The sequence below is a fragment of the Moorena sp. SIO3I8 genome (assembly GCF_010692325.1).
Classification (GTDB): Bacteria; Cyanobacteriota; Cyanobacteriia; order Cyanobacteriales; family Coleofasciculaceae; genus Moorena.
In genome coordinates, this window is record NZ_JAAHHW010000007.1 from 58,837 (window position 1) to 83,212 (window position 24,376).

General features: G+C 43.8%; 21 protein-coding genes. 8 read left to right on the forward strand and 13 right to left on the reverse strand.

Translation table 11 applies throughout. The annotated features are described in order from the left end of the window. The first annotated feature begins 385 nt into the window (after positions 1–385). A complete protein-coding gene (locus F6K51_RS05115; RefSeq protein WP_293018589.1) occupies positions 386–1,759 on the forward strand; it encodes a transposase in 1,374 nt (457 codons plus the stop codon). Positions 1,760–2,196: 437 nt separating this feature from the next. Continuing rightward, a complete protein-coding gene (locus tag F6K51_RS05120; RefSeq protein WP_293018590.1) occupies positions 2,197–4,995 on the forward strand; it encodes a CHAT domain-containing protein in 2,799 nt (932 codons plus the stop codon). Positions 4,996–5,011: 16 nt separating this feature from the next. Here the strand turns inward: F6K51_RS05120 and F6K51_RS05125 are convergent, their stop codons facing one another. Together F6K51_RS05125 and F6K51_RS05130 are read right to left on the reverse strand one after the other, a co-directional pair. Beyond that, complete coding sequence (locus F6K51_RS05125) at positions 5,012–5,803, reverse strand: DUF928 domain-containing protein (RefSeq protein WP_293018591.1); 792 nt, start codon at positions 5,801–5,803, stop codon at positions 5,012–5,014. Between the two features lie 729 nt (positions 5,804–6,532). Beyond that, positions 6,533–6,733, reverse strand: coding sequence for a hypothetical protein (locus F6K51_RS05130; RefSeq protein ID WP_293018593.1), 201 nt, complete (start codon positions 6,731–6,733; stop codon positions 6,533–6,535). A 182-nt stretch (positions 6,734–6,915) separates the two neighbouring features. Here F6K51_RS05130 and F6K51_RS05135 point away from each other — a divergent pair, with 182 nt between their 5' ends. After that, positions 6,916–7,116 carry a hypothetical protein gene (locus tag F6K51_RS05135; RefSeq protein ID WP_075873588.1) on the forward strand — a complete coding sequence of 67 codons (201 nt, stop codon included), beginning with the start codon at positions 6,916–6,918 and terminating at the stop codon, positions 7,114–7,116. A gap of 264 nt (positions 7,117–7,380) precedes the next feature. Here the strand turns inward: F6K51_RS05135 and F6K51_RS05140 are convergent, their stop codons facing one another. The 6 genes from F6K51_RS05140 to F6K51_RS05170 all read right to left on the reverse strand — a co-directional run bounded on the left by F6K51_RS05140 (position 7,381) and on the right by F6K51_RS05170 (position 13,609). Next, positions 7,381–7,578, reverse strand: coding sequence for a hypothetical protein (locus tag F6K51_RS05140; RefSeq protein ID WP_293018596.1), 198 nt, complete (start codon positions 7,576–7,578; stop codon positions 7,381–7,383). Between the two features lie 468 nt (positions 7,579–8,046). Next, a complete protein-coding gene (locus F6K51_RS05145; RefSeq protein ID WP_293018597.1) occupies positions 8,047–9,996 on the reverse strand; it encodes a CHASE2 domain-containing protein in 1,950 nt (649 codons plus the stop codon). Between the two features lie 354 nt (positions 9,997–10,350). Further along, a complete protein-coding gene (locus F6K51_RS05150; RefSeq protein ID WP_293018598.1) occupies positions 10,351–11,025 on the reverse strand; it encodes a response regulator transcription factor in 675 nt (224 codons plus the stop codon). 753 nt (positions 11,026–11,778) lie between these two features. Then, positions 11,779–12,000: a hypothetical protein gene (locus tag F6K51_RS05160; RefSeq protein WP_293018645.1), complete on the reverse strand. Its 222-nt coding sequence runs from the start codon at positions 11,998–12,000 to the stop codon at positions 11,779–11,781. 237 nt (positions 12,001–12,237) lie between these two features. Further along, positions 12,238–12,720: a DUF2656 domain-containing protein gene (locus F6K51_RS05165; protein WP_293018600.1), complete on the reverse strand. Its 483-nt coding sequence runs from the start codon at positions 12,718–12,720 to the stop codon at positions 12,238–12,240. Positions 12,721–12,889: 169 nt separating this feature from the next. After that, a complete protein-coding gene (locus F6K51_RS05170; protein WP_293018602.1) occupies positions 12,890–13,609 on the reverse strand; it encodes a metal ABC transporter ATP-binding protein in 720 nt (239 codons plus the stop codon). 125 nt (positions 13,610–13,734) lie between these two features. Between F6K51_RS05170 and F6K51_RS05175 the strand changes: the two genes are divergently transcribed. Then, positions 13,735–14,859: a zinc ABC transporter substrate-binding protein gene (locus tag F6K51_RS05175; RefSeq protein WP_293018604.1), complete on the forward strand. Its 1,125-nt coding sequence runs from the start codon at positions 13,735–13,737 to the stop codon at positions 14,857–14,859. A 226-nt stretch (positions 14,860–15,085) separates the two neighbouring features. Here the strand turns inward: F6K51_RS05175 and F6K51_RS05180 are convergent, their stop codons facing one another. From F6K51_RS05180 to F6K51_RS05190, 3 genes are all read right to left on the reverse strand, one after another. Next, positions 15,086–15,796: a PHP domain-containing protein gene (locus F6K51_RS05180; protein WP_293018605.1), complete on the reverse strand. Its 711-nt coding sequence runs from the start codon at positions 15,794–15,796 to the stop codon at positions 15,086–15,088. A gap of 367 nt (positions 15,797–16,163) precedes the next feature. Continuing rightward, positions 16,164–17,372 (reverse strand): HetZ-related protein, encoded by a 1,209-nt coding sequence (locus F6K51_RS05185; protein ID WP_293018641.1) that lies wholly within the window; start codon positions 17,370–17,372, stop codon positions 16,164–16,166. Between the two features lie 447 nt (positions 17,373–17,819). Further along, the gene (locus F6K51_RS05190; protein ID WP_293018607.1) at positions 17,820–18,461 is read right to left on the reverse strand and encodes an L-threonylcarbamoyladenylate synthase; all 642 of its coding nucleotides are present in this window, start codon (positions 18,459–18,461) and stop codon (positions 17,820–17,822) included. Positions 18,462–18,743: 282 nt separating this feature from the next. On the opposite strand from F6K51_RS05190, the gene larC reads away from it, so the two are divergent. Next, on the forward strand, positions 18,744–20,183 hold the full coding sequence (gene larC, locus F6K51_RS05195) for a nickel pincer cofactor biosynthesis protein LarC (protein ID WP_293018609.1): 1,440 nt from the start codon (positions 18,744–18,746) through the stop codon (positions 20,181–20,183). Here larC and F6K51_RS05200 read toward each other — a convergent pair. Continuing rightward, complete coding sequence (locus F6K51_RS05200; RefSeq protein ID WP_293018611.1) at positions 20,124–20,312, reverse strand: hypothetical protein; 189 nt, start codon at positions 20,310–20,312, stop codon at positions 20,124–20,126. The genes larC and F6K51_RS05200 overlap by 60 nt on opposite strands. Before the next feature lies 1 nt (position 20,313). On the opposite strand from F6K51_RS05200, the gene F6K51_RS05205 reads away from it, so the two are divergent. Further along, positions 20,314–20,553, forward strand: a complete 240-nt coding sequence (locus F6K51_RS05205) for a hypothetical protein (RefSeq protein WP_293018613.1) — start codon at positions 20,314–20,316, stop codon at positions 20,551–20,553. Positions 20,554–20,631: 78 nt separating this feature from the next. Here F6K51_RS05205 and F6K51_RS05210 read toward each other — a convergent pair whose 3' ends face one another. Further along, positions 20,632–21,606 (reverse strand): M48 family metallopeptidase, encoded by a 975-nt coding sequence (locus F6K51_RS05210; RefSeq protein WP_293018615.1) that lies wholly within the window; start codon positions 21,604–21,606, stop codon positions 20,632–20,634. A 254-nt stretch (positions 21,607–21,860) separates the two neighbouring features. On the opposite strand from F6K51_RS05210, the gene F6K51_RS05215 reads away from it, so the two are divergent. Beyond that, the gene (locus F6K51_RS05215; RefSeq protein ID WP_293018617.1) at positions 21,861–22,316 is read left to right on the forward strand and encodes a helix-turn-helix domain-containing protein; all 456 of its coding nucleotides are present in this window, start codon (positions 21,861–21,863) and stop codon (positions 22,314–22,316) included. A 99-nt stretch (positions 22,317–22,415) separates the two neighbouring features. Further along, complete coding sequence (locus tag F6K51_RS05220) at positions 22,416–24,185, forward strand: serine/threonine-protein kinase (protein ID WP_293018618.1); 1,770 nt, start codon at positions 22,416–22,418, stop codon at positions 24,183–24,185. The last annotated feature ends 191 nt before the right edge of the window (positions 24,186–24,376 follow it).

Consider the following 24,376-nt stretch of genomic DNA (forward strand, 5'->3'; position numbering starts at 1 on the left):
TTTACTTTTTTGCTACCTCAGAAGGAATTATAAGGTATTCGGTTAACCTATCAGCTAACTATCAAAACTTCCTGAAATGTGAGAACCCCCGTGCTTTAGCCGGGGGATGAAACAGACGGCTGGATTCATCCAGTCGTGTCCTCTATTTGGCTTCTAACCCAGCGTTCAATGAATTCCCCAACGCTAGTTCCGGAGTCTTTAGCTGAAAGTTGTAACCATTTCCACGCGGTGTCCGTCAGCATGATTCCATGTGTCTTTTTTAGCTCATCATAGTGAACTGGAATTCCTTTCATTCTTTTTTGAGTTTTTCTCTGATTCATGGTTGACTTTTTTAGAACATTCGAGTATACTAGAATTATGGTAGCAAGGAAGTTCGAGACTATCAATGTATAAGACAATTCCCATGAAGGCTATATTTTCAGATGAAGAAAGAATCTTCTGGGAATTTCAATGTGAGCAATCAAATAGCCTAACTAATAGTGCGTTATATTATGTTAGACAAAAACACTATAAATCACTAGAGGAACAAGAAGCTTATAATACCTACTGGAATGGAGACGAATTCAGGTGTGGATGGCGAACCCGAAAATGTATTACGAAATATCCTGAATTGGATAAAGCCTTAAAGATGTCACCACATTATAAGGCTATGTGTGCTCAATCTGCCCAACAAACCTTGAAAACAGTAGGGGAATCATTAAGTAGTTACAACAAATTAGTTGATCTTTATTATTTAGGAGAAGTAGATAGACCTAAGTTACCTAGGTACAGAAAATCCGGAGGTCTTGCTGCTGTTACATTTCCCAGGCAAGCTCTCACATATAAAGATGGTTTGTTTTATCCTTCTGTCAGTAGAGAGAGTAAACCAGAATTATTAACTCAAATATCATTAGAACCTCCTAGTTTCATAGATCCAGAATGGGTGAGAGAAGTCACAGTTCGTCCCTGCTATGGTCAACTATGGATTGATTGGGTGATCGATGACGGGAAACAACCGATAGAAGATAATCCTACACTGGATTACTCTCAAGCGATTGGAATAGATCATGGTGGAGATAATTGGTTAACCTGCGTCTCAACCTTAGGAAAAAGTTTTATCATTGACGGTCGAAAATTAAAGTCAATAAACCAAGGATATTGTCGTCTAGTAGCTAAGTATAAACAAGGAAAGTCTGAATTTTATTGGGATTCAAATCTTGATCGGATTCAGAGGAAGCGCAATAATCAAATGAGAGATGCCATCAACAAGGCTGCTCGATTCCTCATTAATCGTTGTCTAAATGATGGCATTGGAAACCTTGTAATCGGCTGGAATGAAGGGCAAAAAAAACGCTCTAATATGGGAAAAAGTGGAAACCAAAAGTTTGTCGCAATCCCTACTGGAAGATTAGTTGAAAGATTAAAACAACTTTGTCCAGAACACGGAATCAATTTAATAATTACTGAAGAATCTTATACAAGCAAAGCGTCTTTCTTAGATGATGATTTCTTGCCGAAACACGGTGCAAAACCCGAAGGCTGGAAACCATCAGGAAAACGAGTTAGGCGTGGTCTTTATAAGACGTTAGACGGAAACCTGATAAATGCTGATTGTAATGGTGCGGCAAATATCATCAGGAAAGTAACCACACAGTCAATTAATTTGACCAAGGTGGCTAGAGGGATTTTGACAGTCCCACATAGATATGATTTGTTCACTCACTTGTCCAGATCCTATCGAATAAAAGGTGAAGTCGCACGGGTTTACCCTGCGACGTAACAACCTTTGAGAATCCCCCGTGCTTTAGCCGGGGTAGATGTCAATCCTACAAACTTGATTGCCAATATAAGCAAGGGTAATTGCGCAATTGTGCAATTATTATTGTCAGCAGGTATAGCGTCTGTATCTGGGTTTTGAACACAGGTATTGCATGAAAAGGCAAAAGGAAAAAGGCAAAAGGCAAGAGGGGCAAGAGATCCTCAGTTTTATTCTCCAATCAAAAAAAACCATACAGGTTTACATCTCAAATACAGCTGATGCAGCTCTAGGACAAATTACTGTAATATCATGTCAGGATAATTACCGTTAATGAAAATCTCCCTATCTCCCTATCTCCCCATCTCCCCACACCTCCCACCCTCTACTAAATTAAGGGTATTCAACCAAACTTGATATAAGATTTGTGCCCAGATACTTAGCACTGGAGAATCCTATTAATGTCCAGAAAACCTAAATCCAGGAGCGATCGCTTTTTAGGAATACTATTCCTGTTTAGCCTTACCGTTTGTATAGGGCTAGGTCATCTTCCCTCAATCGCTCAACCAGCTGAACCGGGAAATATGGCAACCACCCAGGCTGACAACCCCAGTCAACTCGTGCAACAAGGAGTTGAGTACTACCAAGCCGGAGATTATAAAGCTGCCATAGAGCCCTGGCAAAATGCCTTGACGCTCTACCAAGAGACCAACAACTATACCAATAGCGCAATTGTCCGGGAAAATCTGGCCAGAGCCAATCAAAAGATTGGTGACATCCAGGAGGCAATCAGTAATTGGGAGCAAGCCATCCTTGACTATCAACAGCTAAGGAACTGGCAACAAATGGGGCGAATGAAAACGGAATTGGCTCAAGCCTACAGTAGCTTTGGACAACCGAGAAAAGCTCTGGCGCTGCTATGTGGAGCCCCTGATGCCGATGAAAATTCTAAAAACAAACCCAGTTGTGTCCAAGACAGTGCCTTGAAAGTTGCTCGGGCTCATCAGGATTGGAAGGGAGAGGCTGCTGCTTTGGGAAGTATGGGAAATGCCTATCTTCTCAGAGGGGATTATGACCAAGGGATTGAATGTTTACAGACTGGTTTAGGCATTGCTGAAAAAGTTGAGTTTGATATCAGCCCCCAACGCACAAAAGACTGTACAATAGATAAATTGGGCAAAAATTACACAGCCAAGATTCTCGCCGATAGTCCCTATCGCAGTTCATTTCTTAACGACCTAGGAAATGCTTACTTGAGCAAAGCTCAGCGTTGGGAGCGCTGGGCTAGCTCTGCCAAACAGCGGGGAGCGAAAGAAACAACCAAGGAATTTAGAAAAAATGCCAACAATAATTACAATCAAGCTGGGGAATATTTTCAGCAAAGTCTCAAACTAGCTCGCACTCAAAATCACCAACCTGCTCAAATGCGAGCATTGCGCAATTTGATTCGACTGTCCTACCGCCCTCAAGAATCAATATCAATAGAGGCGCGAAACCAATGGATTCAAGACGCTCAGGAATTGTTCAACGAACTACCGGATTCTCAGGACAAAGTCTACGCAGCCATCGATTTAGCTAAACTGGAGCAACCGATGACTGTGGTTACTGACACGTCCCAACACAATTCCTGTGGCAAACGTCAGCTAGAAGCAGAGACTGAAACACTCCTCAATCAAGCTGTCTCCATTGCTCAACGCATTAAGGACTACCGTTCTGAGTCTTTTGCATGGGGTGAATTGGGTCATCTCTATTACTGCCGCCAAGACTATCAAAACGCCCTAGACTTCACTCAAAAGGCATGGTGGATGGCTGACCAAAATCTATCCGCAAAAGATAGCTTGTATTTGTGGCAGTGGCAGCTGGGTCAAATTTTCCAAGACCAAGGCAAGGAAGATGAGGCGGTCAATGCTTATAAAGAAGCGATCGCTACCTTAGAAGGTTTTGAAGGTGAACAGGGTAAAGGTGAACAGGGTAAAGGTGAACAGGGTATCCGAACCGACATTCTGATTGCTCAGCGAAACTTACAATTCGACTTTCGGGATACCATTGAGCCTCTGTACCGCGAGTTTGCTCAGCTAACACTCAAGCGTGCCGATTCATTATCCTCTGACTCTGAGCAGTACCAGACAGAGCTGAATTCTGCCCTAAAAACCGTTGATTCCCTGAAACTAGCAGAGCTACAAAATTACTTCGGGAATGATTGTCTTTTAACACTCTTCAACCAGAAACAAATTGATGAGCTTGTCACAAAAGACACAGCCGTCTTTAGCTTTATGATTCTGGAAGAGAAAGCTGCTATTATGGTTAGTCTACCAAACGGCGATAAGAGGTTAAAAAAGTTTAAGTTGTCACAGGTCGATAGTCAAAGGCTAATCAAAGAAGTCAACGACTTCCGGACAAAAATACAGGAATCTTATGACATCACTAAAGCTTTCTTAACACCAGCAAAGAACCTGTATAACTGGCTGATTGCTCCATTTGCCTCTGATTTAGAGTCAGCGCAGATAAAAACACTCGTGTTTATTCAGGACGGCATCTTGCGTAGCATTCCCATGGCGGCACTCTATGATGGTAAGGAATTTTTGGTAGAAAAATATGCCATTGCCACAACTCCCAGTCTTACCCTAACCAATCCCCAAGCCTTGAACCGTCAAGAACTAGCAGCACTGGCTTTGGGATTAACTCAACCAGCGGTCATTGATGGTGAAAGTTTCAGTAAACTGGAAAACGTCCGTAAGGAAATCGAAAACGTCAAAGCTCAATTCCCAGCAAGCAAAACCCTGTTGGATGATCAATTTACCCGCAAGAGCTTGCAGCAAGAACTCCAACAAACAGTTTACCCAATTCTTCACATTGCCACTCACGGTAAGTTCGGCACAATTCCAGAGGACACTTTTTTAGTCACAGGTAATAATGAAAAGCTCACAATCACTGAGCTAGAGAAAGACATCCGCCGCTTAAGTCGTGGATCTAAACCAGTAGAGTTGCTTGTGCTTACCGCTTGTCAAACTGCTACAGGAGACGACCGTACAACTCTAGGTCTAGCTGGTATCATTGTACAAGCTGGTGTCAGAAGCGCCCTAGCTTCCCTTTGGTATATTCCAGATAACGATACTTCAGAGTTAGTCACTCAGTTCTACCATAACCTCCAATCGGGAATGAGCAAAGCAGAAGCTCTCAAAGAAGCTCAAAAGGATATGATTCCAAAAAGGCACCCCGCCCATTGGGCACCATTCATCATCATTGGTAATTGGCTGTAGAGCGGGGTTCACTGGATTATCGGGCAACGTTAGCAATCTCTATCAAGTACCCCATCCGTTTTTCAATCGATTCCCGCTCCTCTTCGGTCAATTCTTGTGATGGTTTTGGTTTTTCCCACTTGGCCAGGTCTTCCAACAGAGCAGATGCCACAACTCCAAGTTTCGACTCTTCAGCCAGTTTGAGGGCTTCATCTAGTGCGTTGTACCAGAAACCAGCCTCTGCATAGAGATCTGCTTTTTCGGCGCTATCGACTGCATTGTCAAGTTTGTCTTGCAAATCTGGCGGCATCTCCACAACCTCTATTTGTGCTCTGTCTACTAAAGCACTTGATGGGGCACTAGGATCACAAAGGATTACAACTTGCCAGACATAGTCTTTGCCCACTAAGAGCCCTGGTTCACCTTCTGGAAAGGGGGATAGGGTCATAATCCCTGGTGAACTCTGCAATGACATGCTATGGACTTCTGTGAAGTTACCATCTGAGCCACGGCTGTAGATCGTGAATTTCAGCTCTAAGGATTTGGAGTCAGGCACAAACCAAGCAAATGTTGGATGGGTAGAAGTGGTTCGCCCAACATAATTTTGAGAGGCAAGAACCGTTAACGGTATATCTCCTCCATCACACCCCCTAGTCGTTCCCGAATTCGTTCTGGTCTCTTTATCGGGAGTTTTTTGATCCTCAGGAGGCTTATACTCAGCTCTAGCTACAACTGCCGGAGTTGCCACCAGCGCTAAACTCAAGACACAACCAGTTACTACTCTAACGTTAATGGGTTTGTTAAAAAGCCCCACAATTTCAGCCATCATAATATTGATTGAGTAGACGCTTATTTAATTAAGACCATACTACGAATAGGGTAGCCATGACTGGATGCTTGCTACCAACTTTATGAAAAATATCAGAGAAATGGATAACTTGCTTTGGTAATATTAATTGCTGAAAACTACACAGCTAAAGGCGTTTATATTTGAGTTGTGAACATATTTCCAAAGGCCAAGAGGCAAAAGGCAAGAGGAATCCCCCCTAACCCCCCTTAGTAAGGGGGGCAGGCAAGAGGGGAAAGATATCCGGAGTTTTATTGTCCACTAAAAAAAGACATCCTAGGTTTACGTCTCATTTATAAAGCCTATATAACAAAACAAAAACACAAGCTCAAAAATCCATTAGCTCGTAGGGTGCGTTAGGGACGGGCTCGCCCTTATTTTTAACTTCGTAGCCAGGGTTGAGATAGCCCGTCCCGTAACGCACCACCAAAATGCTCGCTTATTTTTAACTTCGTAGCCAGGGTTGAGATAGCCCGTCCCGTAACGCACCACCAAAATGCTCGCCCTTATTTTTAACTTCGTAGCCAGGGTTGAGATAGCCCGTCCCGTAACGCACCACCAAAATGCTCGCCCTTATTTTTAACTTCGTAGCCAGGGTTGAGATAGCCCGTCCCGTAACGCACCACCAAAATGCTCGCCCTTATTTTTAACTTCGTAGCCAGGGTTGAGATAGCCCGTCCCGTAACGCACCACCAAAATGCTCGCTTATTTTTAACTTCGTAGCCAGGGTTGAGATAGCCCGTCCCGTAACGCACCACCAAAATGCTCGCTTATTTTTAATTTCGTAGCCAGGGTTGAGATAGCCCGTCCCGTAACGCACCACCAAAATGCTCGCTTATTTTTAATTTCGTAGCCAGGGTTGAGATAGTCCGCCCCGTAACGCACCACCAAAATGCTCGCTGTATAACTCATAGTTATTAACAACGTTGTACTAGTTTAAAATTATCGTTTTTATAGCGTATATTTCAGAATATTGCTGATTTTTTATTAATCCTAAAATCCCCAAAAAAAAAAATTCTAAAAACCCTTGACAACGTTATTTATAATCATTACAATAATCATTGTATAAACACAATGAGTTCACTTTTTTATCCATGTCACGAAAATTTCGCCAAAACTTCAAGAAACAACCTGCTCAGCACACCTTGAAAGGGTCTCGTGAAGCAGTAATTTATAGTATGCAAATGCTTTATTCACTAGGCTATGCGGAGATTGCGGAATGGACCCCTCTGGAGCCGACCGACGTTCCCGGGGAAGTGATGACGACAATAACTAAGTATTGGCTGTTGCCGTAACACCTTGTCTTGATGCAGTCGCTCATGGGGGAAACCACGGCAGTCGCTCATGGGGGGAACCCCCAAGACCGCGCTGCCTCCCCAAGACCGCGCTGCATCGCTAAATTTCTGGGGGGGTTTCCCCCCCTAGCAAAGGTCAATCAGATCGAATCACATCAAGTTCCGTTTGGGAACTTAGTGACATAGCGATTTCAACGAACTTATTGTGGAGTTGAAATAGCCGTGGATAGTATTTCTACGGCTATTTTTTTTTATTTTTGAGACTTATCGGGAATTAAGAATTGAGAATTGAGAATTGAGAATTGAGAATCGGGAATCGGGAATCGGGAATCGGGAATCGGGAATCGGGAATTGGTAATCGGGAATTGGGAATCGGGAAATTAGAATGTAGGGTGCGTTAGGGGCGGGCTTGCCCTCATTTTTTCGAGCGCCAGTATTGGAATAGCCCGCCCCGTAACGCACCACCAAGTAGAAGTTAGAAGTTAGAAGTTAGAAGTTAGAAGTTAGAAGTTAGAAGTTAGAAGTTAGAAGTTAGAAGTTAGAAGTTAGAAGTTATAATTGGGCTCTCCATGAGCGACTGCATCAAGACATGATAAAAGTTCCTCTGGTCAGGAAAATTTGCAGAGACTTTAGATTATTTAGTTTGAGCCTGCATCAAGACATGATAAAAGTTCCTCTGGTCAGGAAAATTTGCAGAGACTTTAGATTATTTAGTTTGAGCCGGTGGTGCGTTACGGGGTGGGCTATTTCAACGCTGGCAAAGAGGCGGAAAATCAGGGCAATCCCACCCCTAACGCACCCTACGCAAAATTTACTTAGATCAAGTCAGGTTGAATACCCATAATTAGAGGAAGTGTGGGGAGATGGGGAGATGGGGAGATGGGGAGATGGGGAGATGGGGAGATAGAGGAGATTTTTATTAAGGTAATTTTATCGTTTTTTGATATATTTCAAACCTTTCAAAAAAAGAGTTTTCAAGCCATAGCTAACTTTGGCAAAACTCCAGTTACGACCTGCTAGAGGCCAGGTTAACTCGCACAGAGTTCCTTGGGGAGAAAGGGGCTCTCGCTTAAATGTTCCTCCTAGTTGTTTCGCCAGATTTTTACATTGCTTTGTTCCTCGGTTTTCAGAGGATGAACAGATACCAGAGCCATTATCTTTAACACTCAGAGTGTACCATTCATCATGTAGCTTGCCAATGGCAGTAATACGAGTTACTCCTTTAGCATGTTTCCCGACATTGCACAAAGCTTCTTCCAGAAACTGGCAGAGTTTTCGCTTTTGCTCAATAGTTAAATATTGTTCCGGTATCGGCTCAAATTTAATAACTTTAAGCTTGAGGGTCTCAAAACAAGGAAGATTCCGTTCCAGGGTATCTCTACAGACTTCATATAAAAGCTTACTTATTGGGCGCTTCAATGACAGTTTTAGGTTACTTCCTAGACGGATAGTTTCTTCTTGAGTCGGAGTTTCTTGTTTGAGGTATTCTGAAATCTCCCATATGTCATCCTTGATAGTTTTAAGTTTCAACAGTAATTCGTCTTGTGGCAAATCCTGGTTTTGAATGCGCGTAATAATATAGGCTAGTGTTTGCATTGGACCATTATGAATGAGATTAAATGTTTCCTCGATAGTCCCTTGGCGCACATTGATCTGAGACCTCAAAGCCTGGTCATAGTGATAGAAAGCAGGAAATAGTAAACTATTTATCACTAAAATTAACAACGCTGGTGCTACTGGAATCCACCAGCCCCAAACTAGGAACACATAACCAACTCCAACTAGTGCGAAGCTGGTAAGCCCAACACCAAACAGATTTTTCAATGGGGATTGAGTGAGCCGACCAAGACCCATGGCCAGAAAACCCCAACCTAAAATCCATAGATATTCCCAGGGATCTGACCAAGTTCTTAAAAGCGATCGCTGATCCAGAACGGCACTGAGAATTTGACTAGTAGCATGGGCATGAAATTCCACCCCATAGATTTCTCCAGGAGGGTTCAAACCCTTGATGGCAGTGGTATTGACAGTGTCTTTGATGCTGGGAGTAGTGACTCCAACAATAACAATGCGATCGCGAATCCAACTTGAATTAAATTGCCCTGTTTCGATATCCCTCACAGATAAGCGTCTAAACGGTTTGCGACCACTGCGAAAATTGAGCAGCACTTGAACTCCAAAGTGATCAGTGCCCACATATCCACCGGAATTGCTCAAAAAGCGAGGTAGCTCAGTCTCACCAAAGCGCATAGTATGGGGATCGTGAATGCCATTTTCAAGTTCAATCTTTTCCCTCTCAGCACCCAAATAAGCTTTCGCCAGCAGTAAAGCCAGGGAGAATACATATTCTCTCCTAGTTTCATCCCTATACATCCCAAGAATACTGCGCCTGAGCTTGCTATCTTGATCTGGAATAACATCTGAGAAACCAATCCGTTCCGGGGGAAATCCGGGTGGTGGCTTAATTTTAGTTGGTAATACTTTTTCAATGGCAATCAGATTCTTGATATCCTCAAAGGCTTCAACCAGTTGCTCGTGACCTGGCTCAACTGGTAGATCCCGAACAATATCAAGACCAATTGCTCTGGGTTTGTAGGTTTGCAATGTCCGCAGCAGCCTTGCAATGTCTTGATCCGGTATGGGATAGGTTCCTACATCCTGGATATTCTCTTCATCAATGCCAACAATGACAACCCGTTCATCCATAGGTTCAGAAGGACGCAGGCGCAGAAAAGTATCGAGGGTGATCCACTCACTAAATTGAAGTGACCCATTTAGACGGGCGAACATTACCAGTCCAATCACTGCAATTCCTGGCAGTTCTCCTCCACGCCAGGTAGCAATTTTGTGTTTTATTTTTGGCCAAATACTTAGCAACAACAGTTTTTACCCTTGCTTAATTTACAGCGTTTTTAAGATAGCGGTTTGCGACTTTGTTAAGTATATATTTATGGTTTTTTATGAAACAGGTAACAGGGAATAGGGAATAGATCAGTTGGCATCTAACCTAAGTTATTTATTCTTGTAAATTAAGAAGTGGACTTTATCTTTTTTGCCTCATTTTAATAATTAACTTATCTGCAAATCGCTATAACTATGAGGTACACAGGATTTTTTACCTATTCCCTATTCCCTATTCCCTATTCCCTATTCCCTATTCCCTATTCCCTGTTCCCTGTTCCCTGTTCCCTAAAACCCAGGAATCTGTACCTCAGCCAATTGAAAACCGCTATATCAATCAATAAACCCTTCTTCTCTGGCTCGCATCTCAGTTTGAATTCGGAGATTCTTCCCGTCTTCAGGATAAACACCCAGAACGTCTCGAATTTTCGTCCAGTAGTGAACCACAGTTCGTTCACTTTTATGCATACGCTCAGCAATTGCCCTATCTTGCAATTCCTCATGAAATGCTAGGGTGAGTACCTCCAGCCACTCTGGCTTGACTTCTCCTTTGAGCATCTTTAGATCTTTTGTATGGGTTAATCCCTGCAATGCCCAGTCAACTCTAGTTAACATAACCTGACCGGAGAAACCCTTATCTACCACCGTGAAACCCCCTTTGTGCTCGTCAATCTCATCCTTAATCCGCACCAGAGCTTTGAGGTAAGTGCTGAGCACCACAAGATTGAGGTTGGGGTACTGCTTCATCACTATCTGCAAAAGTTTAATGCCCGTATCGATTTTAGCTGTATTCTCAGAGGCTTCTGGAATGGAAAGATCTACAATAACAAGGTCAAGCTGAAATCGTTCCAGTTGTTCCAGAGCGCTCTGGAACGTTTGAGCTGTTAGGATTTCCGCTTCTGGATACTTCCGTCGTAGGGTGTCGATTATTCCACCCAGCATCAATTCGTGGTCATCAACCACAAGGAGCTTCAGTTTCCCTGGCTTTGGTAAATCTTGGCTCATCATCAATTCCCTCTATGTTTCCTATTCACCATTGGAACCTATCGTTGCAATTTAGCCAACGAGGTTTTAAGACAGCCAAGTTTTTCCTGTCATCAGTCTTAAATAGGTGTAAGCATTCAGCTATCAGCGAACAGCGATTAGGGCTACCTCACAGGCTAGAAGCCTGTGCCACGCACGCTACTTGAGGTGCTATCAGCTATCAGCTATCAGCCTATGCGCTATGCGCACCCTACGCGAACAGCTTTTGAAGAAAATAGCTGACGGCTGACCGCTGACTGCTGAATGCTTACAAATAGGTAGAACCACTGCTGACTTTTTAGCTTAAAAAGACACAGATAGATAAAGCAATCCCCTTGTCTACCAAGTTGATTGCTGGTTTAAGACAATAACTGGGTAGAATTCAGTCAGTAGGATTGCTGAAAACTACATACAGCGCTACGCGCAAGTCAGAAGTTAGAAGTCAGAAGTCAAAGGTGCGCTTTCCGCATCAAGAATTAAATTCGCCACGGGTCGCACCTAAAAGTAAGCTAGAACCAAACCAAACCCCACCGGTACCAAACCGATGGGGTAGATAAATACCAGTAATTATAATAGAAGAAACTCTTTTGTGCGGGAAGTAGCTCAATCATGACAGTAGCCACCAAACCTGTTGAAACTAATCCGATTGTGCTGAAGATGCCCCCAGCATTGGACATGGATGATGATCAGTTTTTTGAATTTTGTCAGATTAATCGAGATTTACGGATTGAACGCACGTCAGAGGGAGAAATAATTGTTATGCCCCCAACAGGCAGTGGAACCGGAGGTCGAAATTTCAGTCTCAATGGTCAGTGGCGTGTGCGCTTCGGAGCTAAGGGAGTAGGGAGTAGGGAGTAGGGAGTAGGGAGTAGGGAGTCGGGAGTAGGGAGTAGGGAGTCGGGAATAGGGAGTAGGGAGTAGGGAGTAGGGAGTCGGGAAATTCCGATAAAAAATTCTCACAATTCATTTAGGATCTCTATAATTATAACTAACTAATTATAAGCAAGTTACAGCCTTTTCCTAGCTATTATCAGGTACACAGATTTTTTTTCTATTCCCTATTCCCTATTCCCTATTCCCTATTCCCTATTCCCTATTCCCTATTCCCTATTCCCTATTCCCTATTCCCTGCTCCCTGCTCCCTGCTCCCTAAAAGCAAATAATTTGTACCTCACCCAATTTAAAACTGCTGTAACGTTAGGATGCAGTATTATTTATTTTTTCAATCTTGAAAACATTCTCAATAGTTTTACCAGCTGTTTTTTCTTCCCATCCTAGGGCTGTTAAAAATTGAGCTGCTGAGGTAGTTTCTACAACATCAACTCCCCATTCTCCCGTTTGGAGAGTATCAGGAGAATTACTTAAGGGTGGAGTTTTCTTTAAACCTCCTAATATTAAGATATCTGGCAGAAAATTCCCCTTTTTTTGACTAATCCGCTTCTCGTCTAGAGCTTTAGCGCACAATTCTCCAACTTGAGGTGGGGTAAACTCTTGAGTAGGGAATAAAATTTCAACCATCCAATGGGGATGATCTAATTTACGACAGCTTAACGATGGATAGTTACTTAATCCTTCAGCAAATACCTGAGTAAATTCTTCCCGGTTTAGTTCAGGAAAACTATCGTCTGATAGTTCAAAATTATGGGAAAGCAACATCCGACCAGTTTGAGAGTCAGTCATGAGTCCTGTGATATCCTGCTTGATCAATTTTCCAGCCCAGCAAGGATCAGTATATATTAGGTTGGGTTCATTGGTGAACAATGAACCCTAACAGGTATGACTCTCGGACTTTGGGACTGACCGAGTTAGCGCACTCCGCACTCAGAACTAAGCACTCAACACTCAGCCCTCAATCTGTGAGCAAAGTCATCACCTTACCATAAGCCTTGCTCAGGTTTTCTGGTGTCAGCACTTGGGCCCTTGAACCCACAGCAATCAGTTGCTTATTCAATAACAGGAGTTGATCATAATGAGCTAAGGTTTCTCCTAAGTCATGGCTGATCACTAGTAACGTTTTGTCTTGGGATTTAAGTTCACTAAAAACCTCAAAAATAATCTCTTCCGTCTTTTTGTCGATGCCCACAAATGGCTCATCAAAAAATAATAACTCGGCTTGTTGAGCTAGAGCCCGCGCTAAAAATACCCGCTGCTGCTGTCCACCAGAGAGTTCGCCAATTTGACGGTGGCGATACTCGAACATGCCCACCCGTTCTAACGCATCCTTAACAATTTCTCTAGATTGACGACTAGGAGACCTAAACCAACCGGTGTGGACTGTACGACCCATCATCACTACATTCCATACCGTAATCGGATAGTCCCAATCAATTTGCGATCGCTGAGGAACATAAGCGACTCGTTTTAATTGACTCCTCAGGGGACGGGCTGCCAATTTCACTACCCCCTTCACTGCTGGAATTAGTCCCAGCATCGCCTTCACCATAGTACTTTTACCAGCACCATTGGGTCCCAGTAAGCCAGTTAATTGTCCTGGCTGGAGGGAGAAGGATATATCACAAATAGCCCAAGTGTCTCGGTAACAGACTCCTAGGTTATGGACTTCTAACATTAGGTTTTGTGAGAACGACTACCGCTATCATAGTGTAGCGTGTTTGCAACTGATTGTCGTTCTCAGCATAAGCCTTGTAAAATGATTCTTGTTCTTGATAGCTACTAATTTAAACGGGTCGATCTATGCTCAAACCCTTACCAGTTAAACTTCGGACGCTCTTAGCTAGTGCTGCTCTCGCCCTTGGGGTAGCACTAGGTGGTTGTAGTCAAAGCACCGAAACCTCGTCAAGAGATAAGCCACTAGTGGTAGCATCCTACAGTGTGCTTTGTGACTTAACAACAGAAATCGCCCAAGATACCATTGATATGACCTGTCTGATTGAACCAGGTCAAGACCCTCATAGCTACAAAGCTACGACTTTAGCTCGCCAAGCCCTAGAGCAAGCTCAACTAGTTCTATACGGTGGCTACGACTTTGAACCAGAAATTATTAAATTAGTTCAAGCCACTAATACACCAGCTCCTAAAATAGCAGTGCATGATCAAGCTGTGCCTAATCCAATTATGGCGGACGCACATCACCACCATGATCACGAGCAAGAAAAGGATGACCATAAGGATGACCATAAGGATGACCATAAGGATGACCATAAGGATGACCATGATGATCACCATGATGATCACCATGACCATGACCATGAGGAAGAAAAGACAGGATCAGCTCACAGTGATGAGGAACTAGAGCCCGACCCCCATATTTGGCATAATGTCCAAAATGTTATCAAGATGGTGGAAGTAATTCGTAGCCAACTGGCAGCACTTAACCCAGATGATCAGGAATTGTATGCTAAGAATGCCAAACAGCTAACCACAAAGCTTGAACAGTTGGATGCTTGGGTCAAAGCACAAGTTGCCACCATACCCAAAGGGCAACGCCAACTAATTACTACCCATGATGGCCTAGGGTACTACATTAACGCTTACGGTTTTTCTGATTCTGATGCGTTGCAAGGGATTAGCGGAGAAGAAGCACCGACAGCAGCACGGGTGAAAGAACTGGTACAGAAGATTAAGAAAAGTAAGGTACCAACAATTTTCGCTGAAGTAACAGCAAATGATAAGGTTATTGGCACTGTCGCCAGAGAAGCAAAGGTTAAACTCTCAGACCAAAAGTTATTGGCTGATGGTCTAGGAGAAAAAGGGAGTGATACTGGAAATTATATTGGCATGATTACTAGCAATACCTGTGCCATTGTGGATGGGTTGGGGGGAAATTGTTCTTCTTTTGATGGCAAAGCTGCTAACTGATATATAAGCAACGATCGCAGAATTAATTACCTACTCCCAATCTCTGTAACCTTTACATTGTAAGACTTTGAGTTTGGTAAAATGTGTAATTAATTTTGCGCACCTGCTTAGCCAGGATTTTTTACCTATTCCGAAGTTATCTCTTATTTCTGCCCAGATCCTCTGCTCCGAAGCTCCCTGCTCCCTAAATTAACTACAAGCAAAGGAGTCTAATGAGATCTTTCTTTCAAATACGCTTGAGCAAGCTTAACCCATGAGTATCAGTGCCACAGGTATTAAATAGATTGTAGGTAGCACTCAACTGTTTCACCTGCTTAGTTTGTTTTGGACTAGGTTGCCAGGGTTCAGGATTGGTGTAGGCATAGTAAGTTTCAACACCATCAATCCCTAAGTTGGCTATAGCAGTAATTAACTCATCTGCTGACTTACGGTAACGGGCTGGATGAGCCAACACTGCTAAACCACCGGCCTGATGGATAGCATCAATCACTGCACCAGCCTCAGCATCATTACCGGTCGGTGCGGTTCCAGTCAGATAGCGATTTAAACTAGCATGTTCTGGATCAAAAGCATAGCCAAGGATATGAATGTCATCATCGAGGAGGTTGGCGGTAATTTCGACACCAGTCCACAAGTGGGGTAATGAATCACAGAAAGATGGCTCCTGCTGCCATTTTTCTATGCAAGCTTGAGCAACTTGATAACCAGCAACGGAGTGGTGATCGGTGATGGCAAATCCCTTAAGACCAATGGTAATTGCTTGCTTGATCAACTCTTCCGGTTTGAGCCGACCATCAGAGTAAATCGTGTGCATATGGAAATTGTAGCGATAGGGACAGCTATCAGGCTCAATCGTTTCCCACACTTGCCGGAGAGCTTGTTGATTTTTTGCTGCTATCTTTGGTGAAGCAGACCCTTGAGCAATATTGACTACCATAGATACTTACTGTAATGACTATTGGTTGATTGACCAGATTGGATCTGCAGCCGCGAAATACTTTTAAGGGTCTAGGCCAATGGTTGAATCGCTCTAGGTTGAATCGCTCTAGGTTAAATCGCTCTATGCTTCTGACAAGCATATGAAGCGCCCCGACTTGAGAACGGAGGCTGTCAACTGCCCCTGCTGTACCTAATCCCGAACTCCATTAGCCTAAAACCTAGAATAAAAATAAATAGAAATACGCGGTACGAGTTTTCAGTTGTTAACATAACCTTAGCAAACTTAATACTTTGTCGGTGTTGGCTTAACTACTTAAGCTTTACCTAACTCTCCTCCTTACTTAGTTCCAGAAGGAGATGTAAGTCTAATTGCCATGGCGAATTTCTGAGTTACGAGTCTTCCAAGCTAGTTCCAAAACCTTAGTCCAGCGCTTTTGCACTTGTTTTTGGGTACACTTGAGGGCTTTGGAAATTTCTTGATCACTCTTTTGCGCCTGTTTGAGGGGCAGTAACGCTAGCTGTTGGCTATCGAGTTGGGCCACAAAGACCTCCCACTGCTTCGATGACATCCCTAGTTTTTGATCCAGGTCTGCTCCTAGCCATTGGTGTACCAGTTTCCACTGAGCTGAACGAGAGAACTTTTCTACATGGTATTTAAAGCGCTGTTGTAGATAATCCCGCTGACGGGGTGTTAAACCCATGATTTCGTCAATCTCTGGTGCAGCCAGGTCTTGCAGCTTTAGCACCAGATAATCAGCACAGTCATTATGACCGTTAGACTCTAGGTATTTGATCAACTCGGAGATAATGCGATCGCGTAAAACAGCATCGCTGGGGTCAATGGTTTTCTCAATCAGGTTTGAGCGTACCTGTTGTGCAGTAGCTGAACGGTTGTGCTCTTGGGCTTCTTCATCCCTACCATACTCCACAGCCTGTTCAATATCCACAGGGGTTTCATTAGGCTGCCGTCGGGCAAAGCTTTGTGCTCTGAGTACAATCAACTGCTGGCTACCGCGACCACGTAGGGTAATGCGCCGCTTAGCATATTGCTCACTAAAGCCCATGTACTCCGCTAGTTCTAGCTGGGTACGGGGAGTGTAGTCAGAATCCACAGGATTTTCCCGGCGGAAAGCTTTGAGGCACTCAGCGTAAAAGTCCTGTAAAAAGTCCTCAATCAAATTGTATCGAGCGGAAAAGTTTAACTGAGATTGGGACGGTGCCACATGGCGATAAACCATGGTACTGAGGTTACTATGGAGTTCGACACGACCCTGCCGAGAACCTAGTTTGTAGTATGAAAGACATTTGTGCAGTCGGTGACGTGCTAGATTAAACTTCCAAGTATCAATTTCACCGGAATTCTGGATGCGATCGCTCTTAGTGCAAATCCGTTCTACCTCCAAGGTGATCCGGTGGGCAACGGCTTGAATACTCCTGGATTTAGCTCCAATTTCCGACTGGATTTCCTCCACTAAGACCTGGGTCAAGTTTTGGGTTTGATGATCTAGAGTAATTTCCGGAGCCTGATTATTAGTAGCGGAATTTTGATTATTAGTAACAGTTTTGACTTGCATGGTATTGCCCCCAAAAATAGATTCACAGAATTGCCATGAAACAAGCAACAGAGGAAATGTGTGTGAATGTGATCTACAAACCTTGGAGTGGTCCGCTGTCCTTTGTCCTTGTCCACCCTAAATGTAGACTCGTGAGTCTAGCCCTGGTCGGGTGAGTGTGTGACTACTCTAAGCTGACTAGTTGTGACCCCCAGCACTCCTGTAGTTTCCGTCGGATTACCTAAGGCTGAAATCCTTACTAGATATAGCGTTCAAGACTTTCCAGCATCAAGCTGATTCAGGATGACCAAAACCTGAGGAGTGGTCAATCCAGAAACTGACTGAACTAGTGATGACTTTTCCGTAAACGACTAACGTTTTCTTGTAGTCATAGGGTGCTTGATACTCTCATGACCCAACCTGAGCTGACTAGTTAATCACTAGCTAAATAACTAGCTAAAGCACTAGCTAAATCCAAGCGATCGCTTTATCCCATCCCAAACCCTGCCGCACCATCATCGGTTCTGAACCAGTCAGGTCGAGGATAGTTGAGACTTTAAATCCCGGTTCTAAGTCATTGTCCACAATGATGTCTACGAGACCATCGAGAGCATCAAATAGTTTAGCCGGTTCCAATCCCACCGTCGGAGTGTCACCATCCTGATTGGGTAGATGAGCCGAGGTAGAAATAATTGGATGACCTAGAGCTGAAAGCAACGCCTGACAAACGTTATGATCTGGGACTCGGATACCAGTAGTTTTACGATTGGGACTCATCACCAGCTTAGGTACTAACTTGGTTGCTGGTAACAAGAACGTATACGGTCCGGGAATCAAATGCTTCATAATTCGGTAAGCTGGATCACTTACCCGAGCATATTTAGCAATATTGGACAGAGACGAACACAAAAACGTCAGGGGTTTATCATTGGATAGTTGCTTCAAACGCCTAACTCGTTGCACTGCGGACTTCACATGTAAATCACAACCAATTGCATAGACAGTGTCAGTGGGATAGAGCATCACTGCACCATCTTCGAGATACTCTCTTATTTTCTCTATTCGACGTATTTGAGGTGTTTCCGGATGGATAGTATAAATAGTAGCCATAAATATTGTTGAATTCCTCAATATTGAATTGCTAAAGCCTAACCTTGGGAAAATTCACCAAGGCCAGACATAGAAACGGTTCTGCCAAAGGATTAAAAACTACTGCCACCTAAGTGTGTTGCCAGTTTGGCTTTTTCTGACTCAGAGGTCAGTATAGTTAGCAAGATCCGGCCATAATTCCCTGATCTAGACCTGTAGGGTTTGTGGGGGATGAATTGCTCCAAATCCTTTTGTCTTAATTAATTTGTTTTAATTAATTTGTCTTAATCAAGAAGATCTAGAATGACAAAGCTAGCTTACTTAGATTGTCCCACTGGAATTGCTGGTGATATGTGCCTAGGAGCACTAGTTTCTGCGGGTGTACCGTGGGAATATTTAGTGGAAAAGCTAGCAGCACTCGGAATTGAGCAAGAGTATCACTTAAGACTTAGCCAAGTACACCACAATGGTCAGTTGGCAACCAAAGTTGATGTAGATTTACTAGATCAAAACTATAAGCATGATCACCATCAACAGGAACACGGCCATGAACACCACCATCAACACGGCCATAAACACCACCATCAACACAGGTCAGGCATAACAGAGATCAATACACCTGAGCAGAATCATCATCATCATCCCACACGACACTTACCAGACATAGAAAAATTTATTACAGCAGGAAAATTACCCTCAAGAGTATCCCAGTGGACTCTTGCTATCTTCCGGAAACTAGCAGAAGCCGAAGGAGCTGTTCATGGTATTTCCCCAGAAAAAGTTCACTTCCATGAAGTAGGCGCTACTGATGCCATTATCGATATAGTTGGTACTTGCTTAGGCTTAGATTGGCTAGGAATTGACCAAATCTATTGTTCTCCACTGCCCACTGGTGGTGGGACAGTATGGGCAGCTCATGGTCGGCTACCGGTGCCAGTACCAGCAGTACTGAAATTGTGGGAATCCCGTCAGGTGCCAGTTTACAGTAATGGGATTGAGCGGGAATTAGTAACACCAACGGGAGCAGCGATTGCCGTTACCTTAGCCACTAGCTTTGGTTCACCACCAGCAATGACTATCCAAAAAATCGGTAATGGTGCTGGTTCTCGACAATTACCCATTCCCAATATGTTGCGATTGTGGATTGGTGAATCGTCAGAAGCCTTCAAGCTTAGCAAGTTCAAGGTTAAACCGTCAAACTTACCCCCACAAACCCTACACCAGTCACCCCTTTCTGCTAACTCTTCTTCTGCTAACTCTTCCCTAGAAACTATCTCAGTGCTAGAGACTCAAATTGATGACCTCAATCCTCAAGCCATTGGCTATGTATTCCAAGAGTTATTTAACGCTGGTGCTGTGGATGTGTTTACTCAAGCTATTGGCATGAAGAAATCTCGACCAGGTATCCTGCTCAGTGTCATCTGTCATCCTCAAGATCTAGACGCCTGTCAGGCAGTATTATTCCGAGAAACCACTACCTTAGGAGTGCGACGTCTAACTCAGCAACGAGCGATCTTACCTCGGGAAATCCAGCAGGTACAGACTAAGTATGGCCAAATTAGTGTGAAAGTGGCTTGGAGCGATCGCTCACCTCACAAAACGATTATGAATGTCCACCCAGAATACCAAGATTGCGCTAAGTTAGCCAAGGACAATAACTGCTCTTGGTTAGAAGTACATCACTTAGCACTCTGTGCCTGGTATTCTCAACATGGAGCAAAGGGAGCAGGGAGTAGGGAGTAGGGAGTAGGGAGTCGGGAGTCGGGAGTCGGGAATCGGGAATCGGGAGCGGTGCGACCCGTGGAACTGGCATCTTGCGTGGAACTGGCATCTTGCCAGTTTCATGCTTATTTTCGGGCGTGGAACTGGCATCTTGCCAGTTTCATGCTTATTTTCGGGCGTGGAACTGGCATCTTGCCAGTTTCATGCTTATTTTCGGGCGTGGAACTGGCATCTTGCCAGTTTCATGCTTATTTTTGAGTGTGGAAATGGCATCTTGCCAGTTTCATGCTTATTTTTGGGCGGGCAGGATGCCCACTCTACTGCTATTGATTCCAAGACAGGAAAATTAGCCTATTCAACAGGTGCGACCCGTGGCGAATTTAATTATTAATGGTAAGAGCGCACCTAACAAAATTTTATGAATACGACCTCTTTCCACTATTCCCTGTTCCCTATTCCCTGTTCCCTCTTACTTATTCTTAATGCGATTAATTTCCCGTTGCAATTCCTGGATTTGACGCTGCAACTGTTCCGCTTCATTCACTGAGTTGTTCGATGGTGGATTCGAGTCAACGTCAACTGCTCCCTCTTTGGTAACACGTTGATAATTACCCTGACAAATTTGACGATATTCCTCTGAAATTGCCCACTTTCGCAGGTAGTGTATGCGTTCAACTGGAAAGGGATGGCTCAGAAATTGACGATTAATACCACCATTATAGAGTAAGAACTTATAGATTTGATTCAGACTGTCTTGGTCTAGTTCTTGATAATTTTCTGATTGACGGATAAATTCATCAAGACTGCATTCCTGTAGATGCTTAGCACTGCCACCAGACACTTTCATCATCGTTTGCATCACAGTCTTCAGGTCATCTATCACTAGTAAAGCAGCACGGTCAGCGGATAATTCAGCTTTGCGACGCCATTCATAAAAGGCGAAAATTAAGCCAGTGCTGACGATATTCCCTAAGCCAAAGGTCATTTCACTTAACATAGAGGCAGCATTCATTGCCCACATCGCCATCTGAATTAAGATGGTGTGACCGCACTTGATATGTCCTAATTCGTGAGCCAGGATAGTACGGATTTCTGCTTCATTCAGTAAGTCTAATAAGCCAGTGTTGATAACAATGTAAGGATTATCTTGACCTAAAGCATAGCTATTAACCTGAGCGTTTTGACTAACAAATAGGGCTGGTTCGGGATTTACATCTAAATCCCGAACACATTCTCGGAATAAGTGATAAATATTAGCATACTGGCGCGGTCCGACTTGGATACTGTTGCCCATAAGATAGACAAACTGGGGACGCTCGTAAAGAAATTCCACAAACTTACGAGAAACTAAGTCAAAACCAGGGACACTGCGTAAAGCTTGCTCCGCTTGTTGGTCAAGGGGGTGCTTGAAGGCGTCGCTGGAAATTCCGGGATAGGTGGCCATAGTAGTCCAGTACTTTAGTGGTCTATTTCTTTAGGCTTTAGGCTTTAGGCTTTAGAGATTAGACATTAGGTACTAGGCTTAAGTCCTAACTAGGTTTAAATACTAGGAATAAGTAATAAACCCAAAACCCAAAACCCAGAACCTAATACCTAAAACCTAACACCTAAATCTGGGTTGTGTCCTTGCCAATTCTTTGATGATTCGTTATAATACTGATATCGGAAGAGTAAAGGAAGTGAGAGGAAAATTAACTTATGAACAAGTGTGTTGGTACTACTGAAGCAGCATCTCTGTTGGGTATTTCTCCTCGACGATTACGGCAATTGCTTGACTCCGGTAGAGTAAGGGGTGCTTATAAAAGCGGTAAGTTCTGGATTATTCCCCTGTTCAACTATCTGCCACAAATTACCAAGAAGAACCGGGGACCGAAAGGAACTTGGCGTAAAAGTCGTCCTCCTGCTTTAGCGAAAATTAATGTCAATCGTAATCGGATTGGCTCCAATAACCACAAAAGCCGTGAAGAGCGGCTGCCAGTGATTTCGGTAAAACGAAGTGGCGACAATACCTATGGCAACCAGGTAGAAATCCTCGGTCCGTGTAGGATTGTGTATCAGCCGGATAACCCTCTTGATTGTGGAGCTCGTCTGTGGATCGAAACCTTCAGTGATATTCACTTTATCGGTGGCAGTTTTCCGGCCAGTGGTGCTTAGGACAAACGTAAAGGTCGTTTCATCAAAATTTCAATTCAAAAACCACTCATAACTAATCAGAAAATTCCTCAGTTCGATAAAATCAAATCACAATGTCTCTTGAGCTGTATTGTGCATCTATTTGTTGCTGAATCAATTCATTGCATTAATCCCAATTGCCCAGCACCCTACCCTCAGCCAAGGGATAACAACTTTTGCAATGGTTGTGGAGCAAAGTTAAAGCTCAAGAATCGCTACTTACCTCTCCAGCTCTTGGGTTCAGGAGGATTTGCCAACATATACACCGTTTGGGATTTGCGGTCGAATACAGAAAAGGTGCTGAAGGTATTGCTAGATACTAAACCGAAGGTATTGCAGCTATTTCAGCAAGAGGCAGATGTTTTGCAACGTCTGGATCATCCAGGCATTCCCAAAGTTGACCAAGATAGCTATTTTGTCGTTGATCTAGGTCTTGAGCCACAGGACCTGCACTGTTTGGTGATGGAAAAAATCAACGGTTCAACCTTGGAGCAAATGCTCACAGATCATCCTCAGGGATGTCCAGAGATATTAGTGCGGGACTGGCTCTACCAGGCAGCAGAAATTTTACAGGTCTTGCACAGTTGTGGAGTGATTCACCGTGACATCAAACCCTCAAACTTAATGCTGCGGGAAACCACGGGAGAGCTAGTGGCGATTGATTTTGGGGGAGCTAAACAATTGAGTGTGGGTTCTGAGTCTTCTCAGAACGATTCGACTCGGTTGATTACTCCAGGTTACTCTCCACCGGAACAGATAGCTGGTAGAGCAATTGGACCGCCTGCTGATTTCTATGCCCTCAGCCGAACCATGATTCATTTACTGACGGGTATTGAGTTGAAGGATTTACAAGACCCAGTAACTGGTGAATTTCGATGGCGAGAGCAGGCAGTGGTAAGTCATGACTTGGCGGACTTGCTGGATGAAATGCTCAGCGTAGTACCCCAACAAAGACCAACAACTACGATTGAGATTCATCTGCGTCTAGGTATGACTCCTAGCACTAGTTACCAACCTATCCCAGCACCAGTACCTTCCTCAGCACCAGTGTATTCGTCTCAAGGAAATCAGGTAGCTGCTCTGGGGTTATCTAGCCGTAAACTAAGACAATCTGTGACAGGCTTGACTCACTCGATCACATCCGTAAAACATTTATTTTTAGCAGTAGTGATCACCATCGCACTAGCCTGTCTCGATAGTGCCTGGGAGATGTTCCTCGGAGCTTTTGGGGGAGTTTTTTGTGCAACGGTTGGGTTTATGGTATTGAATTGGACAAGTCTTGGGGAGAAAGTGACAAATTGGCTCTCTGGGGAACTGTCTATGATCTTGCCTTCGCTACAAATAACAATGTGGCAAGAAATGCTATTGTTTGCGGCGGCTGGCTTAGGTACAGCTTGGGGGTTGACGGCTGCAAGAGGCTTTGGTCAGCAGCGGCGTTTTTTAGTGGCAGGGATAATGGGTATTTTTGGTTATAGCCTGGGATGGTTGATGTGGCAGGCAACGGTACCTACGCTATTATTGCTGTCTTATGTACCTGACCAGGGGTTGCTGCCATGGATTACTGCGGTTACAGTAATGCTCCTGGTACTAGGATTAGGGCTACCCAGTCATAATCTTGTTCATGCCTTAGTGGTGGCAGCAGGAACTGGTGGCGTATTTGGGGGTCTAGTGTCATCTGATCTATTGCCAGCAGGATTTGTGGTTAATATCTTTTCCTTTTCTAGAACCGGTAAACTGGATTTCTATCACCCGATGACTTTTTTTGCTATTTTGGCTATATTACAAGGATTTTGGCTAGGGGTGAGTTATTACCTGCTAGTGCCAGTAATGCGTTGGTTTGGCTGGCGTTAAGGGAATAGGGATTAGGGAGTAGGGAGTGGGGAGTAGGGAAGTTGGAAGTGGTAAAAAATTCTGTGTATCTAATAGGTATGAGCAAAGCTATATTCGGTTTTATTATGGTTTTCTAAGGTAGATATCACGTAATTTTAACGGAAGAGTCTGATACTTAAGATTAAGTCCGGTAGAGTAGTTATCCTTGAAGG

Coding starts and splice junctions, on each gene's coding strand:
- F6K51_RS05180 (WP_293018605.1), bottom strand. CDS start 15,796: ATGGTAGTCAATATTGCTCAAGGGTCTGCTTCACCAAAGATAGCAGCA.
- F6K51_RS05175 (WP_293018604.1), top strand. CDS start 13,735: ATGCTCAAACCCTTACCAGTTAAACTTCGGACGCTCTTAGCTAGTGCT.
- F6K51_RS05115 (WP_293018589.1), top strand. CDS start 386: ATGTATAAGACAATTCCCATGAAGGCTATATTTTCAGATGAAGAAAGA.
- F6K51_RS05130 (WP_293018593.1), bottom strand. CDS start 6,733: ATGAGTTATACAGCGAGCATTTTGGTGGTGCGTTACGGGGCGGACTAT.
- F6K51_RS05125 (WP_293018591.1), bottom strand. CDS start 5,803: ATGATGGCTGAAATTGTGGGGCTTTTTAACAAACCCATTAACGTTAGA.
- F6K51_RS05190 (WP_293018607.1), bottom strand. CDS start 18,461: ATGGCTACTATTTATACTATCCATCCGGAAACACCTCAAATACGTCGA.
- F6K51_RS05150 (WP_293018598.1), bottom strand. CDS start 11,025: ATGATGAGCCAAGATTTACCAAAGCCAGGGAAACTGAAGCTCCTTGTG.
- F6K51_RS05165 (WP_293018600.1), bottom strand. CDS start 12,720: ATGACTGACTCTCAAACTGGTCGGATGTTGCTTTCCCATAATTTTGAA.
- F6K51_RS05185 (WP_293018641.1), bottom strand. CDS start 17,372: ATGCAAGTCAAAACTGTTACTAATAATCAAAATTCCGCTACTAATAAT.
- F6K51_RS05200 (WP_293018611.1), bottom strand. CDS start 20,312: ATGCCAGTTCCACGCCCGAAAATAAGCATGAAACTGGCAAGATGCCAG.
- F6K51_RS05120 (WP_293018590.1), top strand. CDS start 2,197: ATGTCCAGAAAACCTAAATCCAGGAGCGATCGCTTTTTAGGAATACTA.
- F6K51_RS05170 (WP_293018602.1), bottom strand. CDS start 13,609: ATGTTAGAAGTCCATAACCTAGGAGTCTGTTACCGAGACACTTGGGCT.
- F6K51_RS05215 (WP_293018617.1), top strand. CDS start 21,861: ATGAACAAGTGTGTTGGTACTACTGAAGCAGCATCTCTGTTGGGTATT.
- larC (WP_293018609.1), top strand. CDS start 18,744: ATGACAAAGCTAGCTTACTTAGATTGTCCCACTGGAATTGCTGGTGAT.
- F6K51_RS05135 (WP_075873588.1), top strand. CDS start 6,916: ATGTCACGAAAATTTCGCCAAAACTTCAAGAAACAACCTGCTCAGCAC.
- F6K51_RS05210 (WP_293018615.1), bottom strand. CDS start 21,606: ATGGCCACCTATCCCGGAATTTCCAGCGACGCCTTCAAGCACCCCCTT.